The sequence below is a fragment of the Pseudomonas sp. LFS044 genome (assembly GCF_047978245.1).
GTDB lineage: Bacteria > Pseudomonadota > Gammaproteobacteria > Pseudomonadales > Pseudomonadaceae > Aquipseudomonas.
Genome location: NZ_JBFPFX010000004.1, coordinates 141,048 through 160,211 on the forward strand (window position 1 = coordinate 141,048; position 19,164 = coordinate 160,211).

General features: G+C 63.2%; 17 protein-coding genes. 7 read left to right on the forward strand and 10 right to left on the reverse strand.

The window, feature by feature from the left end:
* Nucleotides 1-44: 44 nt before the first annotated feature.
* The gene (locus tag ACNQPL_RS04725) at nt 45-1,337 is read right to left on the reverse strand and encodes a sigma-54 interaction domain-containing protein (RefSeq protein WP_416466106.1); all 1,293 of its coding nucleotides are present in this window, start codon (nt 1,335-1,337) and stop codon (nt 45-47) included.
* Nucleotides 1,338-1,559: 222 nt separating this feature from the next.
* On the opposite strand from ACNQPL_RS04725, the gene ACNQPL_RS04730 reads away from it, so the two are divergent.
* The 3 genes from ACNQPL_RS04730 to ACNQPL_RS04740 are packed head-to-tail and all read left to right on the forward strand — an operon-like array spanning nt 1,560 to nt 4,569.
* Entirely contained in the window at nt 1,560-2,444 is an 885-nt protein-coding gene (locus ACNQPL_RS04730; RefSeq protein WP_416466107.1) for an MBL fold metallo-hydrolase, read from the forward strand.
* A 38-nt stretch (nt 2,445-2,482) separates the two neighbouring features.
* Nucleotides 2,483-3,754: an NAD(P)/FAD-dependent oxidoreductase gene (locus ACNQPL_RS04735; protein WP_416466108.1), complete on the forward strand. Its 1,272-nt coding sequence runs from the start codon at nt 2,483-2,485 to the stop codon at nt 3,752-3,754.
* Entirely contained in the window at nt 3,751-4,569 is an 819-nt protein-coding gene (locus ACNQPL_RS04740; RefSeq protein ID WP_416466109.1) for a sulfite exporter TauE/SafE family protein, read from the forward strand. The genes ACNQPL_RS04735 and ACNQPL_RS04740 overlap by 4 nt, the downstream gene beginning before the upstream one ends.
* Here the strand turns inward: ACNQPL_RS04740 and ACNQPL_RS04745 are convergent.
* Nucleotides 4,558-5,445, reverse strand: coding sequence for a LysR family transcriptional regulator (locus ACNQPL_RS04745; protein WP_346612754.1), 888 nt, complete (start codon nt 5,443-5,445; stop codon nt 4,558-4,560). The two genes, ACNQPL_RS04740 and ACNQPL_RS04745, sit on opposite strands and share 12 nt — an antisense overlap.
* Nucleotides 5,446-5,571: 126 nt before the next feature.
* Between ACNQPL_RS04745 and ACNQPL_RS04750 the strand changes: the two genes are divergently transcribed.
* Together ACNQPL_RS04750 and ACNQPL_RS04755 are read left to right on the forward strand one after the other, a co-directional pair.
* The gene (locus tag ACNQPL_RS04750; RefSeq protein WP_416466110.1) at nt 5,572-7,218 is read left to right on the forward strand and encodes a GMC family oxidoreductase; all 1,647 of its coding nucleotides are present in this window, start codon (nt 5,572-5,574) and stop codon (nt 7,216-7,218) included.
* 96 nt (nt 7,219-7,314) lie between these two features.
* The gene (locus tag ACNQPL_RS04755; RefSeq protein ID WP_346612756.1) at nt 7,315-8,934 is read left to right on the forward strand and encodes an MFS transporter; all 1,620 of its coding nucleotides are present in this window, start codon (nt 7,315-7,317) and stop codon (nt 8,932-8,934) included.
* A gap of 170 nt (nt 8,935-9,104) precedes the next feature.
* Here the strand turns inward: ACNQPL_RS04755 and ACNQPL_RS04760 are convergent, their stop codons facing one another.
* Genes ACNQPL_RS04760 through glyQ form a run of 4 tightly spaced genes read right to left on the reverse strand, consistent with a single transcriptional unit; the run spans nt 9,105 to nt 13,463 of the window.
* The gene (locus ACNQPL_RS04760) at nt 9,105-9,890 is read right to left on the reverse strand and encodes a lysophospholipid acyltransferase family protein (RefSeq protein ID WP_346612757.1); all 786 of its coding nucleotides are present in this window, start codon (nt 9,888-9,890) and stop codon (nt 9,105-9,107) included.
* A 46-nt stretch (nt 9,891-9,936) separates the two neighbouring features.
* A complete protein-coding gene (gene gmhB, locus ACNQPL_RS04765) occupies nt 9,937-10,464 on the reverse strand; it encodes a D-glycero-beta-D-manno-heptose 1,7-bisphosphate 7-phosphatase (RefSeq protein WP_416466111.1) in 528 nt (175 codons plus the stop codon).
* Between the two features lie 3 nt (nt 10,465-10,467).
* On the reverse strand, nt 10,468-12,519 hold the full coding sequence (gene glyS / locus ACNQPL_RS04770) for a glycine--tRNA ligase subunit beta (RefSeq protein ID WP_416466112.1): 2,052 nt from the start codon (nt 12,517-12,519) through the stop codon (nt 10,468-10,470).
* Nucleotides 12,516-13,463, reverse strand: coding sequence for a glycine--tRNA ligase subunit alpha (gene glyQ, locus ACNQPL_RS04775; RefSeq protein ID WP_012312032.1), 948 nt, complete (start codon nt 13,461-13,463; stop codon nt 12,516-12,518). Before glyQ ends, glyS begins: the two co-directional genes overlap by 4 nt.
* A gap of 83 nt (nt 13,464-13,546) precedes the next feature.
* Between glyQ and ACNQPL_RS04780 the strand changes: the two genes are divergently transcribed.
* Nucleotides 13,547-14,098 carry a DNA-3-methyladenine glycosylase I gene (locus ACNQPL_RS04780; protein ID WP_346612760.1) on the forward strand — a complete coding sequence of 184 codons (552 nt, stop codon included), beginning with the start codon at nt 13,547-13,549 and terminating at the stop codon, nt 14,096-14,098.
* A 41-nt stretch (nt 14,099-14,139) separates the two neighbouring features.
* Nucleotides 14,140-15,027, forward strand: a complete 888-nt coding sequence (locus ACNQPL_RS04785; RefSeq protein ID WP_346612761.1) for a lysophospholipid acyltransferase — start codon at nt 14,140-14,142, stop codon at nt 15,025-15,027.
* Between the two features lie 179 nt (nt 15,028-15,206).
* Here the strand turns inward: ACNQPL_RS04785 and ACNQPL_RS04790 are convergent, their stop codons facing one another.
* Genes ACNQPL_RS04790 through fmt form a run of 4 tightly spaced genes read right to left on the reverse strand, consistent with a single transcriptional unit; the run spans nt 15,207 to nt 19,163 of the window.
* The gene (locus tag ACNQPL_RS04790) at nt 15,207-15,515 is read right to left on the reverse strand and encodes a tetratricopeptide repeat protein (RefSeq protein WP_346612762.1); all 309 of its coding nucleotides are present in this window, start codon (nt 15,513-15,515) and stop codon (nt 15,207-15,209) included.
* Nucleotides 15,516-15,526: 11 nt separating this feature from the next.
* Nucleotides 15,527-16,900, reverse strand: a complete 1,374-nt coding sequence (trkA, locus tag ACNQPL_RS04795) for a Trk system potassium transporter TrkA (protein WP_346612763.1) — start codon at nt 16,898-16,900, stop codon at nt 15,527-15,529.
* Nucleotides 16,901-16,923: 23 nt separating this feature from the next.
* Nucleotides 16,924-18,234, reverse strand: coding sequence for a 16S rRNA (cytosine(967)-C(5))-methyltransferase RsmB (gene rsmB / locus ACNQPL_RS04800; protein WP_416466113.1), 1,311 nt, complete (start codon nt 18,232-18,234; stop codon nt 16,924-16,926).
* A complete protein-coding gene (gene fmt, locus ACNQPL_RS04805) occupies nt 18,231-19,163 on the reverse strand; it encodes a methionyl-tRNA formyltransferase (RefSeq protein WP_416466114.1) in 933 nt (310 codons plus the stop codon). The genes rsmB and fmt overlap by 4 nt, the downstream gene beginning before the upstream one ends.
* Nucleotide 19,164: the final 1 nt, after the last annotated feature.

The window sequence follows — 19,164 nt, forward strand, 5'->3', positions numbered from 1 at the left end:
CGATCAGAGTAATCCGTGCCCAGAGGTAAAGGTCCGGTAAAGAACTACGGTGCGCTCAGCCCCAAGGCTTTCAAGCGCCGATACAGGGTGCGTTCACTCATGCCCAGGTGGCGCGCCAATTCACTGCGTGGCCCTTGGAACTGCGCCAGCGCATGGGCCAGATCACTCAGGTTGTTCCCCCTGCTCAACCCGGCTGGCTGAGGGTTGATATCCTCCGGCAGGTGCTCAGGCCGGATCAGCCCGTCATCGGCGAACAATCGTGCCCGCTCCAGGATGTTGCGCAGTTCGCGAATATTGCCGGGGAACGGATGCAGTGCCAGTTGCTGCAGTGCCTCAGCCGTCAGGCTTGCGCTGGGTTTGCCAGCCATACGTTGCAACAGGCTCTGCGCGAGCAGTGGCAGGTCCTCAACCCGCTCACGCAAAGCGGGCAAGCGGATCGGAAAACCGCTGATGCGGTAATACAGGTCTTCACGGAAAGTACCTGCTGCCACCATCTGCTTGAGCGGTTTATGAGTGGCTGACACCAGGCGGAAATCCGCATGCACGGTCCGTGTGCTGCCAACCGGGCGGAAACTGCCGGACTCGATCAGACGCAGCAATTTGACCTGCATCGTCAGCGGCACTTCGCCGATCTCGTCGAGGAATAGCGTACCGCCATGGGCAGCTTCGGCAAGGCCGACCTTGCGTTGGTGGGCACCGGTAAAGGCGCCCTTCTCATAGCCGAACAATTCACTCTCGAACAGCGACTCTGTCAGGCCGGTACAGTCCACCACTACCAGGGGGCCATTTGCCCGTGGGCTGCCCATATGGATCGCCCGGGCGAACAGCTCTTTGCCGGTGCCTGATTCGCCTTGGAGCAATACCGGGATCTGCGCGGGTGCTGCCCGTTGCAAGCTGGTCAGCGCAGCCTTGAACGCCGGCGCACGGCCGACCAGGCCCTGTTGCTGAGGCTGTGCCGAGGCCAGCGTGATTGTGGTCAGGCGCTCGACAAAGGCCACCACCCTACCCTGCTCATCCAGGATCGGCCGCAGTTCCACATCCACATGTTCGGGCCCGCGCGGGGTGTGGTGAATGTGCAGTACGCGCTCCGGCAGCTTACTGTCCCAGGCCTTGCGCATCGGGCAATGCTCGCCAGCCTGATCGCAAGGCACGGCGTAATGATGGGAAACCCGGTGGCATTTCTCACCCAGCGGCGCCTGGTCGTCACGGCCGAATTGCCGGCGATAGGCAGCATTGGCGGCGAGGATGTTGTAGTCGGTGTCCAGTACGATGGTAGGCAGCGCATCGTGTTCGAGGTAGGAAACCAGAGCTAGGATGAGTGAATGGGAATCAGACATGACGGCACCGGATGGATAACCCGGCGCAGGGTAACAAGGACTGCCAAACACTGCCATTGGCTGACAGTCGACTGCCACTACGGCTGACAGCCTGCCAGCCGCACGCCACTTAGGCCCGTTATTACTAGCCATGACGCTGGCAAATTCCTGGCATGCATCTTGATAAACCACCTGTCACCGCCTACGCCTGCACAAGGCGCGGTGGATTACTTGGAGAACGAGATGATCATCGGCAACAACTTGCACGTGGAAGCTTTCTACGACGAGGCGACCTCGACCATCAGCTACCTGGTGCTGGACCGTGAAACCAACCAGTGCGCGTTGATCGACAGCGTGCTGGATTACGACCCCAAGTCAGGCCGCACCTGCACTGCATCCGCCGATCGGCTTGTCGAGCGGGTACAGGCCTTGGGCGCCCAGGTACAGTGGGTGCTTGAAACCCATGTGCATGCCGACCACCTTTCGGCTGCGGCTTATCTCAAGGAAAAGCTCGGGGGCCACACCGCCATCGGTGCCGAAATAATCAGGGTACAGAAGACCTTCGGCGCCTTGTTCAACGTCGAGCCTGGCTTTGCCCGTGACGGCAGCCAGTTCGATGTGTTGCTGATGGATGAGGAAGGCTTTCGCATCGGCAACCTGAATGCACGTGCCCTGCATACCCCAGGGCATACGCCGGCCTGCATGAGTTACCTGGTAATGGATGCCGGGGAACAGGCGCTGTTCGTGGGCGACACCCTGTTCATGCCCGACTACGGCACCGCGCGCTGCGACTTCCCGGGTGCCGACGCGCGTACCTTGTACAAGTCGATCCGGCGCCTGCTGGCCTTCCCGGACCAGACCAAGCTGTTCATGTGCCACGACTACCTGCCAGGCGGGCGCGACATGCAGTACGTCACCACTGTGGCTGAGCAGCGCGCCAACAATATCCACATCCATCAGGGTATCGACGAGGACAGCTTCGTGACCATGCGTGAAGCCCGCGACAAGACCCTGGAGATGCCGGTACTGATTCTGCCGTCGGTACAGGTCAACATGCGCAGCGGTCATTTCCCTGAGCCTGAAGACAACGGTGTGAGCTACCTGAAGATTCCGCTGAACAAGCTCTGAATGCCCTGCCCATAACCAGATTTCCAGGATTTACCGCCATGCCTGCCTTGTTGTCCCCTGCCACTTCCGACCACCACAAGGTGGTGATCGTCGGTGCCGGCGCTGCCGGAATCGCCACGGCTTCCAGCCTCATCAACCGCGACCCCTCACTGGACATTGCAGTGATCGACCCCGCGGACGTGCATTACTACCAACCTGGCTGGACCATGGTCGGCGCTGGCGTGTTCAACGCGCCAAGCACTGCTCGTACCATGGCTTCGACCATTCCCCGGGGTGTGCACTGGGTCAAGGCGCGCGTTCAAGGTTTCGACCCATTGCGCCAGTTGGTCCTGCTAGATGACGGCCGTTCCATCAGTTACGAACAGTTGGTGGTCTGCCCTGGCCTTAAGCTCGATTGGGCTGCCATCGACGGGCTCAGCGAAACCCTTGGCCGTAACGGCGTGACCTCCAATTACCGCTACGACCTGGCACCTTATACCTGGGAGCTGGTGCAAAACCTCAAACAAGGCCGCGCCCTGTTCACCCAGCCGCCCATGCCGATCAAATGCGCGGGTGCGCCGCAGAAGGCGTTGTACCTGTCATGCGACCATTGGTTGCGCCACGGTCAGCTGGGCGATGTAAAAGCCAGCTTCTTCAATGCGGGCACCGTGCTGTTCGGTGTGCCCGACTATGTGCCTGCGCTGATGGCCTACATCGACAAGTACGGCGTCGACCTCAACTACAGCCAGCGCCTTGTGGCGGTAGATGGCCCCAACAAACGCGCCACGTTCGTGCGTACCCTGGCCGATGGCAGCAGCGAAAGCCGCACCGAGGCCTTCGACATGTTGCACGTGGTACCGCCGCAGGTTGCCCCGGACTTCATCCGCCAGAGCCTGTTGGCCGATGCTGCCGGCTGGGTCGATGTGGACCCGCATACCCTGCGCCATCGTCAATTCGCCAATATCCATGCCTTGGGTGATGTGGCCAGCACCAGCAATGCCAAGACCGCCGCCGCCGCGCGCAAGCAAGCGCCGGTGGTGGCCAACAACGTGCTGGTGGCGCTGGGTCGGCTGCCTACGCTCGCCCAGTACGATGGCTATGGCTCCTGCCCGCTGACCGTCGAGCGCGGCAAGATCGTCCTCGCCGAATTCACCTACGGTGGCAAGGTCGCGCCGAGCTTCCCTCGCTGGTTGCTCGATGGCCGCAAGCCCACGCGCCTGGCTTGGCTGCTCAAGGCGCGGGTGCTGCCACCGCTGTACTGGCAAGGCATGCTCAAGGGGCGGGAGTGGATGGCCCGGCCCCAGCCGCTGGTAGCCGAGGCGGCGCAGTGATCGATCATCAATTGCTCGGTGCCATGTTGGGCGCGATCATCGGCGCGGTGCTGGCGCTGACCGGCGCAGGCGGTGGCATCCTGGCGGTGCCGCTGCTGGTGTTCGGCCTTGGCCTGTCGATGGTCGAGGCTGCGCCGATCGGCCTGCTTGCCGTAGGCCTTGCTGCTGCTGTCGGGGCGATACTTGGTTTGCGCCAAGGGCTGGTGCGTTATCGCGCGGCTGTGTTTATCGCCCTGATCGGCATAGCAGCAGCGCCACTCGGCCTGATGCTCGCCCACCGCTTGCCTGATACACCGTTGGCGCTGGTGTTCGCCGGGGTGCTGGTCTATGCCTGCCTACGCATCTGGCGCAAGGCGGCCAGGGAGCTGCGTGGCGAAACCAACGACGCACACCGCTTTATCGAACCCTGCGTGCTCAACCCGTTGCAGGGCCGGCTGCGTTGGACGCTGCCCTGCGCCAGGGCGCTGGCCATGACTGGCGCAGCTTCTGGGCTGTTGTCCGGCTTGCTGGGTGTGGGCGGCGGCTTCGTGATCATCCCAGCCCTGAACCGCTACACCAACCTGCGCATGAAAAGCATCGTCTCGACCTCGCTGGCGGTGATCGCACTGGTGTCCACCGGCAGCGTGGTCAGCGCCAGCGTGGCCGGTGTGATGCACTGGCGGGTCGGTGCACCGTTTGCCGTCGGCGCAGTGCTCGGTTTGCTGCTGGCGCGGCCATTGGCAAACAAGGTGGCCGGGCCCCGCCTGCAGCAGCTGTTCGCGGTGGTTGGCGTTGGCGCTGCGCTGCTGCTGGCCGGCAAGGCACTACTCGGCTAGCAGCTCGTCCTGCTCGGCCGCGCACAGCGCCAGCAGGTAGTCCCAGACCACCCGCAGGCGCACCGACTTGTGCAACTCGCGGCGGGTGCAGATCCAGTAGCTGCGCTGGATGGTTTCGCTGGGCAGCACGCGCACCAGGCTTGGGTCGTGGCGGGCCATGTAGTTGGGCAGCACGGCGATGCCCAACCCTGCTCGGGCAGCGGTTTGCTGGGCGATCACGCTGGTGCTGCGAAAGGCCACGCTGGGCGCCCGGCAGAAGCTGTTGAGGAACAGCAGTTCCTGGCTGAACAGCAGGTCGTCGACGTAACCAATCCAGCTATGCCGGGCGAGGTCTTCACGGTTGCGCAGGGGCGGCGCGCGGTCGAGATACGCCTGGCTGGCATACAACGCCAGGCGGTAGTCGGTGAGTTTGCGGGTGATCAGCAGGTCGGCGTTGGGCCGCTCGAGGTGAATGCTGATTTCCGCCTCGCGGTTGAGGATGCTGACAAACCGCGGCACTGCCACCAGTTCCACCTCAAGGCCCGGGTAACGCTCGAACAGCGGGTTCATGCGCGGGGTGAAGAACATGATGCCGATGCCTTCGGTTACCCCCAGGCGCACTTTGCCCAGCGGCGTGATGGCCTGGGTGATTTCTTCCTGCGCCAGCAGCGCGACGTTCTCCATGGCTTCGGCGTGCTTGAGCAATGCCTGGCCGGAGGGCGTCAGTTCGTAGCCTTGGGCATGTTGCACGAACAGGGCAGTGCCCAGGCTCTTCTCGATGCTTTCGATGTGCCGGGCGACAGTGCTGTGGGTAGTGTTGAGGCGTTTGGCGGCGCTCAGCAGACGGCCGCTGCGCTGCAACTCGAGGAAAAACCGCAGATCATTCCAGTCGAACATGCATCCTTTCCCTGTTTGTCGCTGTGCTAAAACGCACAACGGCTGCGCGAAATCACGTGTTCCCTCAGCGAAATTAATCAATAAGATGTGGGACGACAAGAATAAAAATCAGGCGCGAGGTTGCACATGCCATCAGCCGATTCTGTCTTCGATTACGTGGTCGTCGGTGCCGGGCCCGCCGGGTGCCTGCTGGCCAATCGTTTGTCTGCCGACCCTTCCTGCCGCGTGCTGCTGCTCGAAGCGGGCGGCCGCGATAACTATCCCTGGATTCATATCCCCGTCGGTTACCTCTACTGCATCGGCAACCCCCGCACCGACTGGTGCTTCAAGACGCAAGCGCAAGCCGGCCTGGGTGGCCGCAGCCTGGGTTATCCACGGGGCAAGGTGCTCGGTGGCTGTTCTTCGATCAACGGCATGATCTACATGCGTGGCCAAGCCGCCGATTACGACGCCTGGGCCGCCCAAGGCAACGACGGTTGGGCCTGGAATGACGTGCTGCCGCTGTTCAAGGCCAGCGAAAACCACTTTGCCGGCGCCAGCGAGCATCACGGTGGCGCTGGCGAATGGCGGGTAGAGCGCCAGCGTTACAGCTGGCCAATCCTCGATGCCTTCCGCGACGCTGCCGAGCAGAGCGGTATCGGCAAGGTCGACGATTTCAACACGGGTGACAACCTGGGCTGTGGATACTTTCAGGTGAACCAGCGCAGTGGTGTGCGCTGGAACGCATCCAAGGCTTTCCTGCGGCCTGTGCATAACCGCACCAACCTGACGGTGCTGACGGGTGTGCAGGTTGACCAGGTGTTGCTGAACAATACCCGCGCCCGCGCCGTGAAAGCGTTCTGGCAAGGCGCCTGGCATGAGTTCGCGGCGCGCCGCGAGATTATCCTTTGCGCTGGCGCCATGGGCTCGCCCGGCATCCTGCAGCGCTCCGGTATCGGCCCGCGCCCACTGCTGGAAACCTTGGGCATAGGCGTACGCCACGACATGCCAGGTGTCGGCGGCAACCTGCAGGACCACCTGCAATTGCGCCTGATCTACCAGATCCGCAACACCCGCACTCTCAACCAGATGGCCAACAGTATGTGGGGCAAGATGGGCATGGGCCTGCGCTACCTCTACGACCGCAGCGGCCCGCTGGCCATGGCGCCGAGCCAGCTGGGCGCGTTTGTGCGCTCCAGCCCGGAGCAGGCCACCGCCAACTTGCAGTATCACGTGCAACCCCTGTCGCTGGAGCGCTTCGGTGAGCCGTTGCATCGCTTCCCGGCGTTCACGGCGTCGGTGTGTAACTTGCGCCCGGTGAGCCGAGGGCGTATCGACATCTGCAGCGCGGACATGAACAGCGCACCGTCGATCGACCCCAATTACCTGAGCGACCCGCAAGACCTGCGCGTTGCCGCCGACGCCATCCGCCTCACCCGGCGGATTGTCCAGGCCCCTGCCCTTGCGGCCTTCGACCCGCAGGAATACCTGCCCGGCGCTGCCCTGCAGAGCGAAGAGGACCTGTTCGAAGCCGCCGGCAAGATCGGCACGACCATTTTCCACCCAGTGGGTACCTGCCGTATGGGCAATGGCCCGCTCGACGTTGTGGATAACCAGCTGCGCGTGCACGGCATCCCTGGCTTGCGCGTGGCGGATGCTTCGATCATGCCGCAGATCACCTCCGGCAATACCTGTTCACCCACGCTGATGATCGCCGAGAAGGCGGCACAACTCATTCTCAAGGGAGCGGCTACTCAAACCTACCTCAACGAAGACGCGCTACCGACGCCCTGACCGGGTGCGTGCAGTACCGGCAGCTTGCGGTCGAAGGCTGCCGACAGTGGAACAACAAGAATAATCACTGTGGCCTGCGGGCCGAGGACAGCAACGATGTCGGATTACATCCAAGAGCAGGGTACGACGGCGGCCAGCCCTAGCCGCCGTGAAGAACGCAAGATCATTTTCGCGTCATCCCTCGGGACGGTTTTCGAGTGGTATGACTTTTTTCTCTATGGCGCGCTGGCCGCGGTCATCAGCAAGCAGTTCTTTGCTGGCGTGAACGACACCACCGCCTTCATCTTTGCCCTGATGGCCTTTGCCGCCGGCTTTCTGGTCCGGCCCTTCGGCGCGCTGGTGTTCGGCCGCCTGGGTGACATGATCGGGCGCAAGTACACCTTCCTGGTGACCATCGTGCTGATGGGCCTGTCGACCTTTGCCGTGGGTCTGCTGCCGACCTACGCCAGCATCGGCATTGCTGCGCCGATCATCCTGGTGATCCTGCGCATGCTCCAGGGCCTGGCGCTGGGTGGTGAGTACGGTGGTGCGGCCACCTATGTGGCGGAACACGCGCCGCACGGCAAGCGCGGTTTCCACACGGGCTTCATCCAGTCCACCGCCACCCTCGGCCTGCTGTTGTCGTTGCTGGTGGTACTGGGCAGCCGCTATATCAGTGGCGACCAGTTCGAGACCTGGGGCTGGCGCCTGCCCTTCCTGCTGTCGATCGTGCTGCTGGCGATTTCGACGTGGATCCGCATGAGCATGCACGAGTCGCCGGCCTTCGTGAAAATGAAGGCCCAGGGCAAGATCAGCAAGTCGCCGATCCGTGAGTCGTTCACCTCGTGGCCCAACCTCAAAGTGGTGCTCACTGCGCTGTTCAGCATCAATGCCGGCCAGGCTGTGACCTTCTATACGGCGCAGTTCTACGTGCTGTTCTTCATGACCCAGATGCTCAAGATGGACCCGGCACAGGCCAATACCCTGCTGATCATCAGCGTGGTGATCGGTGCACCGTTCTTCGTGTTCTTCGGCTGGCTGTCCGATCGTGTCGGCCGTAAACCAATCCTGATGCTCGGCCTGTTGCTGGCCACCGTCCTGTACTTCCCGCTGTTCAAGGCCCTCAGCCACTACGCCAACCCGCAGATCGACATGGCCAGCCGCCAAGCGCCGATCGTGGTCACCGCTGACCCGCAAGGCTGCACCTTCCAGTTCGACCCGGTCGGCAAGGCGCGCTTCGACAGCCCTTGCGACAAGGTCAAGACCTTCCTGGTCAAGCAGGGCCTGCCGTACAGCTCGGTGAATGTGGCCGGCAGCCAGGTGGTGGTGAACATTGGCGACAAGAGCATCAATGGCTTTGACGAAACCGCCATGCGCACGGCAATCGAGCAGGCTGGCTACCCGGCGAAGGCGGACCCGGCGCAGGTCAATCAGGTGATGGTGGTGGTGCTGATCGTAGCGATGATCCTGATCGCGACCATGACCTATGGGCCACTGGCAGCCGTCATGGTCGAGCTGTTCCCCACCCGTATCCGCTACACCTCGATGTCCCTGCCTTACCACATCGGCAATGGCTGGTTCGGCGGCTTCTTGCCCACGGTGTCATTTGCACTGGTGGTGTACACCGGGGATATCTTCTACGGGCTGTGGTACCCGGTGCTGGTGACGGGGATCAGCCTCGTGGTGGGCATCTTCTGCCTGAAAGAAACCAAGGATGTGGATATCGACAAGGTCTGACTGAAGCCATAAAAAAACCGGCTGTAAAAGCCGGTTTTCTTATGCCTCGAAAAAACTTATGCACGTTTTTCAGAAAAATGTCATACGCAGAAATAAACAGCTAATTCATACACTTAGCGATCACTTCGGGTATTGCGTTGAAAAACTGCTAACAAGTTATCCACAGAACGTCAGGCAATCTGCTCGTGGGGTTTTTCATCCACCGGTGGCAGCGAGCCCATCGCCCGTTGGGTCGCTTCATTCCAGGCAGCCGCGCGGTCATTGAGCTCGGCAATGGCACGCGGGCCGGTGCCATTGGCGTACATCGGCGCGCCGATCACCACCTCGATGGTACCTGCGCGTTTGCCCCAACCCGTCTTCGGCCAGAACTTGCCAGCGTTGTGCGCGATCGGCAGCACCGGCAGCCCGGCGTTCACCGCCAGTGCGGTACCCCCGCGGGAGAACTTGCCCACCGTACCGAACGGCACCCGCGTACCTTCCGGGAAAATCAGTACCCATACCTTTTGCTTGAGCAGCTCATCACCCTTGCTGGCTACATGGCGCAGCGCTTCCTTGGGGTTGTCGCGGTCAATCGCGATCGGCCGCAGCATGGCCATTGCCCAGCCGAAGAACGGTACGTACAGCAGCTCGCGCTTGAGCACCTGGCTCAGCGGCGAAAAGTACTGGGAAAGGAAGAAGGTCTCCCAGGTGCTCTGGTGGTTGGACAGGATCACGCATGGCTCACTCGGCACATTCTCGGCGCCGGTGATCTTGTAATCGATGCCAAGGATGGTGCGGGTCAAAAACAGCGCGCAGCGACACCAGTACACGTTGATGAACTTGTAACGCTTGGGGAACGACAAGAATGGCGCGATAAAAAAGCTCAGCGAGCACCACAGCAGCGAACTGGTGCCCAGCAGCAGGTAAAAAAGAAAGATTCTGATCGCCTGCAGGATCGACATAGTGGCATGTACCATTGCGGGGCTCGCCCGCCTGAGAAAAATGCGCCCTGGGGCGCATCGTTTAAATTAGTTCTCTGGCGATAGCTGCCAGATCGTCGAAAATCAGTGTAGTTTCAGCGACGCCTTTTTCCAGGGTTCGCTCGCCCTTGCCGGTTTTCACCAACACGGGTTGTGCACCGACGGCCAGGGCGGCCTCCAGGTCACCTTTGCTGTCGCCGACGAACCATACGCCGTGCAGGTCGGCGTGGTAGTGGTCGGCGATTGCCCGCAGCATGCCTGGCTTGGGCTTGCGGCATTCGCAGCCCTCGTCCGGCCCATGCGGGCAATACACGATATGGCCGACTTCGCCGCCCTGCTCGGCCACCAGCGTGCGCAGGCGCGCATGCATGGCCTCGAGGGTTGCCAGCGAATAGTAGCCACGGGCAATGCCGGACTGGTTGGTGGCCACGGCCACCGTCCAGCCCGCTTTGCTCAACTGCGCGATGGCCTCGACCGAACCTGGGATCGGCACCCACTCCTCCAGCGACTTGATGTAGGCGTCGGAGTCGTGGTTGATCACCCCGTCACGATCGAGAATCAGCAGTTTCAAGGCTTACCCCAGCAGCGAAATGTCGGCCACACCCAGGAACAGACCGCGCAGGCGGCTGAGCAGGGCATAACGGTTGGCGCGCACCTTGGCGTCCTCGGCGTTGACCATCACCGCCTCGAAGAAGGCGTCGACCGGGTCACGCAAGGCAGCCAGGCGGGCCAGCGCTTCGCTGTACTGACGCGCAGCCGCCATCGGTTGCACGGCCTGGTCGGCCTGCTGGATGGCGGAGTACAGGGAGAACTCGTTGGCGTTGTCGAAGTACTTCGGCTCGACCTGTTCGGCGATGGCGCCTTCGGCCTTGCCCAGCAGGTTCGACACGCGCTTGTTCACCGCGGCCAGGGCTTCGGCTTCGGGCAGCTTGCGGAAGGCCTGCACGGCCTGCACACGCTGGTCGAAGTCCAGCGCCGAGCCCGGCTTCAGGGCACGGACCGACAGGTAGGTGGCGACGTCGATGCCTTCGTCTTCGTAACGCGCACGCAGGCGGTCGAAGATGAACTCCAGCACCTGCTCGGCCAGGCCGGCAGCCTTGATCTTGGCGCCGAACTGCTTGACCGCGAACTCGACCGCACCGGTCAGGTCCAGGTCCAGCTGCTTCTCGATCAGGATGCGCAGCACGCCCAGGGCGGCACGGCGCAGGGCGTACGGGTCTTTGCTGCCGGTGGGCAGCATGCCGATGCCGAAGATGCCGACCAGGGTGTCGAGCTTGTCGGCGATGGCCACGGCAGCACCGGTAAGGGTCTGCGGCAGCTCGGCGCCAGCACCGCGCGGCATGTACTGCTCGTTCAGGGCCAGGGCGACGTCTTGCGGCTCGCCGTCGTTGAGCGCGTAGTAGTAACCGGCAACGCCCTGCATCTCAGGGAATTCACCGACCATCTCGGTGGCCAGGTCGCATTTGCACAGCAGGCCGGCGCGGCTGGCGCGCTGGGCGTCGCCGCCGATCAGCGGGGCAATGAAGGCTGCCAGCCTGGAAACGCGCTCGGCCTTGTCGTAGACGGTACCCAGCTGTGCCTGGAACACCACGTTCTTCAGGCGCTCGTTGAAGGTTGCCAGCGGCTGCTTCTTGTCCTGCTTGAAGAAGAACTCGGCGTCGGTCAGGCGCGGGCGCACGACCTTTTCGTTACCCTGGACGATCTGCTGCGGGTCACGGCTTTCGACGTTGGCCACGGTGATGAACCGCGGCAGCAGCTTGCCTTCGCTGTCCAGCAGGCAGAAGTACTTCTGGTTGTCCTGCATGGTGGTGATCAGGGCTTCTTGCGGCACCTCGAGGAACCGCTCCTCGAACGAGCACACCAGCGGCACTGGCCACTCGACCAGGGCAGTCACCTCGTCCAGCAGCGCCGGTGGCACGATGGCGGTGCCTTCCTGCTGCATGGCCAGTTCTGCGGTGCGCTTGGCAATCAGCTCGCGGCGCTCGGCGAAGTCGGCCAGCACGTAGGCTTTGCGCAGGTCTTCGACATAGTTGGCCGGGGTGGTGATAACCACGTTTTCGGGGTGGTGGAAACGGTGGCCACGCGATTCACGGCCGGCCTGCTGCGAGAGGATGGTGCAGTCGACAACCTGGTCGCCGAGCAGCATCACCAGCCACTGGGTCGGGCGCACGAATTCTTCACGGCTGGCGGCCCAGCGCATGCGCTTGGGGATCGGCAGGTCGTTGAGCGAGTCTTCGACGATGGTCGGCAGCAGGCTGGCGGTTTCTTTACCCGGGATGTGCTGGGAGAAACGCAGCTTGGCGCCGCTCTGGTCGATTTCCGACAGCTCTACACCGCACTTTTTGGCAAAGCCCAAGGCAGCCTGGGTCGGCTCGCCGTCTTTGAAAGCCGCCTGCAGGGGCGGGCCATCGATATTGATGCTGCGGTCAGGCTGCTGCACGTCCAGCTGGCGAATCAGCACGGCCAGGCGGCGCGGCGCGGCGTAGACCTGCTTGCCGGTGTAGTTCAGGCCAGCGGCCTGCAGGCCTTTCTCGATGCCGGCCAGGAAGGCGTCGCCGAGGGTGGCCAGGGCTTTGGGTGGCAGCTCTTCGGTGCCCAGTTCTACCAGGAAATCTTGAGCACTCATTGTGCAGCCTCCAGCTTAGCCAACACTTCGTCACGCAGTTCAGGGGTGGCCATCGGGAAGCCCAGGCGTGCGCGGGCTTGCAGATAGCTTTGCGCCACGTCCCGGGCCAGGGTACGGACACGCAGGATGTAACGCTGGCGCTCGGTCACCGAGATGGCGCGGCGGGCGTCGAGCAGGTTGAAGGTGTGCGAAGCCTTCAGCACCATTTCGTAGGTCGGCAGCGGCAGGTCCAGCTTGATCAGGCGGTTGGCTTCGCTTTCGTAGAAGTCGAACAGCTCGAACAGTTTCTCGACGTTGGCGTGCTCGAAGTTGTAGGTCGACTGCTCCACTTCGTTCTGGTGGAACACGTCGCCGTAGGTGACCTTGCCGAACGGGCCGTCGGCCCAGACCAGGTCGTACACCGAGTCGACACCCTGGATGTACATGGCCAGGCGCTCCAGGCCGTAGGTGATTTCACCGGTGACCGGGTAGCACTCGATGCCGCCCACTTGCTGGAAGTAGGTGAACTGGGTGACTTCCATGCCGTTGAGCCAGATTTCCCAGCCCAGGCCCCAGGCGCCCAGGGTTGGCGATTCCCAGTTGTCTTCGACGAAACGGATATCGTGGACCAGCGGATCCAAGCCAATGGCTTTCAGCGAGCCGAGGTACAGCTCCTGGAAGTTGGCCGGGTTTGGCTTGAGCACTACCTGGAACTGGTAGTAATGCTGCAGGCGGTTGGGGTTTTCGCCATACCGCCCGTCGGCAGGGCGACGGCTTGGCTGCACGTAGGCGGCGTTCCAGGTTTCTGGGCCGACGGCGCGCAGGAACGTGGCGGTATGGAAAGTGCCGGCGCCTACTTCCATATCGTAGGGCTGAAGCACCACACAACCTTGAGCTGCCCAGTAGTTCTGCAGGGCGAGGATCAGGTCTTGGAAGGTACGCACGGCTGGCGTAGGCTGGCTCACGAAATTCACCTGTATCTGGGGATGCGGATGTAAAGAGCGGGAGTATAACCTGATTCGCCTCGCCCTCTACTCATTGGAGCCTTATGCCACGCTGCTTTTGGTGTACCGACGATCCGTTGTACCAGGCCTACCATGACCAGGAATGGGGAACGCCGCAGCGTGATCCGGCGTTGCTGTTCGAGATGCTTTTGCTCGAAGGGTTCCAGGCAGGCCTGTCATGGATCACCGTTTTGCGTAAACGCGAGCGCTATCGCGAGGTGCTGGAGGGCTTCGACCCGGTCAAACTGGCGCAGATGAGCGATGAGCGGATCGAGGAGCTGATGCTTGATGCCGGCATCATCCGCAACCGCCTCAAGCTCAATGCCGTAAGGCGCAATGCCAAGGCCTGGCTGGCTGTGGATAACCCCGCCGAGTGGCTCTGGTCGTTCGTTGGCGGCGTGCCGAAGGTCAACCACTTCAAGGGCCGCAGCGATATCCCGGCGGTTACCGACGAGGCCAGGGCGATGAGCAAGGCCCTGCAGAAGGCCGGCTTCACCTTCGTTGGCCCGACCATCTGCTACGCCTTCATGCAGGCTACCGGCATGGTCATGGACCACACCACCGATTGTGATCGCTACGCCGCCTTGCTGCGCTGAGGGGTTACAATGCGCGCCTTGCTGAAATAAGGAATTCGCCTGTGGAAAAGTTCAAGGGCGCCCTGATGGTCGGGGTGCTGCGTCTGTTTGCCAAGCTGCCCTGGGGCGCGGTGCAGCGCGTCGGCGCCGGGATCGGCTGGCTGATGTGGAAAATCCCCAACGGTTCGCGCAACGTCGTGCGGATCAACCTGGCCAAGTGCTTCCCGGAGATGGCCCCGGCCGAGCGTGAGCAACTGGTCGGCCGCGCGCTGAGAGACATCGGCAAATCCTTTGTCGAAAGTGCCTGCGCCTGGATCTGGCCGCCCCAGCGGTCGCTGGACCTGGTCAAGGAAGTGCACGGCCTGGAAGTGCTGGAGCAGGCCCTGGCGTCTGGCAAGGGCGTGGTGGGTATCACCAGCCACCTGGGTAACTGGGAAGTGCTCAACCACTTCTACTGCAACCAGTGCAAACCGATCATCTTCTACCGCCCGCCGAAGCTCAAAGCTGTGGATGATCTGCTGCGCGAACAGCGCGTGCAGATGGGTAACCGGGTGGCGCCTTCGACCAAGGAAGGCATCCTCAGCGTGATCAAGGAAGTGCGCCGGGGTGGCCAGGTGGGCATCCCCGCAGACCCCGAGCCGGCTGAATCGGCGGGTGTGTTCGTGCCCTTCCTGGGTACCCAGGCGCTCACCAGCAAGTTCGTGCCTAACATGCTGGCGGGTGGCAAGGCGGTCGGGGTTTTCCTGCATGCGCTGCGGCTGCCCGATGGCTCGGGCTTCCGGGTGATTCTGGAAGCGGCACCAGACGCCATGTACAGCACCGATGTGACCGAATCGGCGGCGGCCATGAGCAAGGTGGTCGAGCGCTATGTGCGCGAGTACCCGAGCCAGTACATGTGGAGCATGAAGCGCTTCAAGAAGCGCCCGGCTGGCGAGCCGCGCTGGTACTGAGATTGTTGGGGGCGCTTTGCGCCCCTTTCGCTGGCAAGCCAGCTCCCACCTTGACCGTGCCGGCCCGAGCTCATGCTTTCGCCTTAGACAGCCTTTGGCTTGTACAAAGCCCATGGGCTTGCTCGGCCCCTGTGGGAGCTGGCTTGCCGGCGATGGGCTGCAAAGCAGCCCCGGCAATCTCAGACCTTGTCGAGTTTCTTCAGGAACACGGTCATCTCTTTCTCGGCCTGCTTGTCGCCATGGGCCTGTGCCGCCACGATGCCGTCTTGCCAGGCCTTGCGCGCCGCTGGCAGGTCACCCTGCAACTGATGCGCCTTGCCCAGCAGTTTCCACGCTGCAGAATACTTCGGATCCTGCTCCACACACCGTGCCAGGTGCACCGCCGCCTCAACGCCGTTGCCCTCGTCCAGCCAAGCCTTGCCCAGGCCGAACCTCAGCAGCGGGTTATCCACACCCTTGGCCAGCATTTTCTCCAGCGATTCGCGCATGCCCTCTTCCCCTAGAAGAAACTCAAGCCGACGTGGAACAGCTTCTCCACATCCCGAATATGCTTTTTATCCACAACGAACAGAATCACATGGTCGCCCGATTCGATCACCGTGTCGTCGTGGGCAATCAGCACTGCTTCGTCGCGGATGATCGCGCCGATGGTGGTGCCGGGTGGCAGGGTGATGTCTTCGATGGCCTTGCCCACCACCTTGCTCGACTTCGAGTCGCCGTGTGCAACCGCCTCGATAGCCTCGGCGGCGCCGCGGCGCAGGGAGTGGACGCTGACGATATCGCCACGGCGCACATGCGCCAGCAGGGTACCGATGGTGGCCAGCTGCGGGCTGATGGCGATATCGATGTCGCCGCCTTGCACCAGGTCGACGTAGGCCGGGTTGTTGATGATGGTCATCACCTTGCGTGCACCCAGGCGCTTGGCCAGCAGCGACGACATGATGTTGGCTTCGTCATCGTTGGTCAGGGCCAGGAAGATGTCGGCATCGGCGATGTTCTCTTCGAGCATCAGGTCCTTGTCCGAGGCACTGCCCTGCAGCACCACGGTGCTTTCCAGGGTGTCGGAGAGGTGGCGGCAGCGTGCCGGGCTCATCTCGATGATCTTCACCTGGTAACGGCTTTCGATAGCCTCGGCCAGCCGTTCGCCGATCTGCCCGCCGCCGGCGATGACCACGCGCTTGTTGGTCTCGTCGATGCGCCGCAGTTCGCCCATTACGGCGCGGATGTCTTTCTTGGCGGCGATGAAGAACACTTCGTCGTCGGCCTCGATCACGGTATCCCCGCGCGGGGTAATCGGCCGGTCACGGCGGAAGATCGCCGCCACGCGGGTATCGACGTTTGGCATATGCGCACGGATCTGGCGCAGTTGCTGGCCCACCAGTGGGCCGCCGTAGTACGCCTTGACCGCTACCAGCTGCGCCTTGCCTTCGGCAAAGTCGATCACCTGAAGCGAACCCGGGTGTTCGATCAGGCGCTTGATGTAGTTGGTCACCACCTGCTCGGGGCTGATCAGCACGTCCACCGGGATGTGGTCGTTGTGGAACAGCTCTTCGCGGGTGAGGTAGGCCGACTCACGCACCCGGGCAATCTTGGTCGGGGTGTGGAACAGCGAATAGGCCACCTGGCAGGCGACCATGTTGGTCTCGTCGCTGTTGGTCACCGCCACCAGCATGTCGGCGTCGTCGGCACCGGCTTGGCGCAGCACCGTCGGCAGCGAGCCGCGGCCCTGCACGGTACGGATATCCAGGCGGTCGCCGAGGTCGCGCAGGCGGTCGCCGTCGGTGTCGACCACGGTAATGTCATTGGCTTCGCTTGCCAGGTGCTCCGCCAGCGTGCCGCCCACCTGCCCTGCGCCGAGGATGATGATCTTCATCCGCTACTCCCTACCCTGTTTATTCACCCGCGCGAGGCGGCGATCTTGATCAGCTTGGCATAGTAGAAACCGTCGTGACCGCCTTCCTGGGCCAGCAGCTGGCGGCCATGCGGCTGGCGTATGCCCGCCTCGGTGGCCAGGTCCAGCTCACGGGCACCCGGGGTGCGAGCGAGGAACGCCTCGATCACTTCGGTGTTCTCGGTCGGCAGGCTTGAACAGGTGGCGTACAGCAGCATGCCGCCCACTTCCAGGGTCGGCCACAGGGCATCGAGCAGCTCGCCCTGCAGCGTGGCCAGGGCCGGAATATCGTCGGCCTGGCGGGTCAGCTTGATGTCCGGGTGGCGGCGGATCACGCCGGTGGCCGAGCACGGGGCGTCGAGCAGGATGCGCTGGAACGGCTTGCCGTCCCACCAGCTGGCGGTGTCACGGGCGTCGCAGGCGATCAGCTCGGCGTCCAGCTGCAGGCGGTCGAGGTTCTCGCGCACACGGGTCAGGCGCTTGGCTTCGAGGTCGATGGCAACCAGGTGCGCCAGGCCGGCTTCGGCTTCGAGCAGGTGGCAGGTTTTGCCGCCCGGCGCGCAGCAGGCGTCGAGCACGCGCTGGCCGGGTGCCAGTTCGAGCAGGTCGGCCGACAGCTGCGCGGCCTCGTCCTGCACACTCACCCAGCCCTCGGCGAAGCCCGGCAGGCTGCGCACGTCACAGGCCTCGCTCAGCACGATACCGTCGCGGCTGTACTGACAGGCGCTGGCGTCGATGCCGGCCTCTGCCAGCAGCGCAAGGTAGTCATCGCGGCCGTGGTGGCGGCGGTTGACCCGCAGGATCATCGGCGGGTGCGCGTTGTTGGCGGCGCAGATGGCCTCCCACTGCTCGGGCCAGAAGGCCTTCAGCGTCTTTTGCAGCCAGCGCGGGTGCGCGGTACGGACCACCGGGTCGCGCTGCATGCCGGCGAGCAATGCTTCGCCTTCGCGCTGGGCACGGCGCAGCACGGCATTGAGCAGGCCCTTGGCCCAGGGCTTTTTCAGTTTGTCGGCGCAACCGACGGTTTCGCCGATGGCGGCATGGGCCGGGATGCGTGTGTAGAACAGCTGATAAAGGCCGACCAGCAGCAAGGCTTGCACATCCGCATCAGCTGCCTTGAAAGGCTTCTGCAGTAGTTGCGCAGCGAGCAGGTCGAGGCGCGGCTGCCAGCGGGCGGTGCCGAATGCCAGGTCCTGAGTCAGGCCACGGTCGCGTTCATCGACCTTGTCCAGTTGTGCCGGCAGCGAGCTGTTCAGCGAGGCCTTGCCACTGAGTACAGCGGCCAAGGCACGGGCGGCGGCGAGGCGTGGGTTCATTGGCCGAGTACCTTGCCGGTGGCGAACTTGTCGCGGCGGCTGTTGAACAGGTCGCTGAAGGCCAGGGCCTTGCCGCCGGGCAATTGCAGGCGGGTCAGGCTGAGCGCCTGGTCACCGCAGGCGACCACCAGGCCGTCCTTGCTGGCGGACAGGATCTCACCCGGGGCACCTTTGCCTGTGGACAGGTTGGCGGCCAGCACCTTCACACTTTCGCCATCCAGGGTGCTGTGGCACACCGGCCAAGGGTTGAAGGCGCGGATCAGGCGCTCCAGCTCGACGGCCGGGCGGCTCCAGTCGATGCGCGCTTCGTCCTTGTTCAGCTTGTGAGCGTACGTTGCGAGGGTGTCGTCCTGCACTTCACCTTGCAGGCTGCCGTCGGCCAGGCCGGCGATGGCTTGAACCACGGCAGGCGGGCCCATTTGGGCGAGGCGGTCATGCAGGCTGCCGCCGGTGTCTTCGGCGCTGATGGGCGTCACTACCTTGAGCAGCATCGGCCCGGTGTCCAGGCCGGCTTCCATGCGCATCACGGTCACGCCGCTCTCGGCATCGCCGGCTTCCACGGCGCGCTGGATCGGCGCAGCACCGCGCCAGCGTGGCAGCAGCGAGGCGTGGCTGTTGATGCAACCCAGGCGTGGGATGTCCAGCACCGCCTGCGGCAGGATCAGGCCATAGGCGACCACCACCATCAGGTCTGGCTTCAGTGCCGCGAGTTCAGCCTGGGCATCTGCGTTGCGCAGGGTTGGCGGCTGGAACACCGGGATGTCATGGGCCACGGCCAGCGCCTTGACCGCGCTTGGCATCAGCTTCTGGCCACGCCCCGCGGGGCGGTCGGGCTGGGTGTAGACCGCGACGATCTGGTAAGGGCTGTCGAGCAGGGCCTTGAGGTGTTCGGCGGCAAACTCTGGAGTGCCTGCAAAGACGATGCGCATG

Excerpts from the sequence above, each read along its gene's own strand:
- ACNQPL_RS04725 (WP_416466106.1), bottom strand. The coding sequence starts at position 1,337 with ATGTCTGATTCCCATTCACTCATCCTAGCTCTGGTTTCCTACCTCGAA.
- ACNQPL_RS04730 (WP_416466107.1), top strand. The coding sequence starts at position 1,560 with ATGATCATCGGCAACAACTTGCACGTGGAAGCTTTCTACGACGAGGCG.
- ACNQPL_RS04735 (WP_416466108.1), top strand. The coding sequence starts at position 2,483 with ATGCCTGCCTTGTTGTCCCCTGCCACTTCCGACCACCACAAGGTGGTG.
- ACNQPL_RS04745 (WP_346612754.1), bottom strand. The coding sequence starts at position 5,445 with ATGTTCGACTGGAATGATCTGCGGTTTTTCCTCGAGTTGCAGCGCAGC.
- ACNQPL_RS04750 (WP_416466110.1), top strand. The coding sequence starts at position 5,572 with ATGCCATCAGCCGATTCTGTCTTCGATTACGTGGTCGTCGGTGCCGGG.
- ACNQPL_RS04755 (WP_346612756.1), top strand. The coding sequence starts at position 7,315 with ATGTCGGATTACATCCAAGAGCAGGGTACGACGGCGGCCAGCCCTAGC.
- ACNQPL_RS04760 (WP_346612757.1), bottom strand. The coding sequence starts at position 9,890 with ATGGTACATGCCACTATGTCGATCCTGCAGGCGATCAGAATCTTTCTT.
- glyS (WP_416466112.1), bottom strand. The coding sequence starts at position 12,519 with ATGAGTGCTCAAGATTTCCTGGTAGAACTGGGCACCGAAGAGCTGCCA.
- ACNQPL_RS04780 (WP_346612760.1), top strand. The coding sequence starts at position 13,547 with ATGCCACGCTGCTTTTGGTGTACCGACGATCCGTTGTACCAGGCCTAC.
- ACNQPL_RS04790 (WP_346612762.1), bottom strand. The coding sequence starts at position 15,515 with ATGCGCGAATCGCTGGAGAAAATGCTGGCCAAGGGTGTGGATAACCCG.
- trkA (WP_346612763.1), bottom strand. The coding sequence starts at position 16,900 with ATGAAGATCATCATCCTCGGCGCAGGGCAGGTGGGCGGCACGCTGGCG.
- rsmB (WP_416466113.1), bottom strand. The coding sequence starts at position 18,234 with ATGAACCCACGCCTCGCCGCCGCCCGTGCCTTGGCCGCTGTACTCAGT.
- fmt (WP_416466114.1), bottom strand. The coding sequence starts at position 19,163 with ATGCGCATCGTCTTTGCAGGCACTCCAGAGTTTGCCGCCGAACACCTC.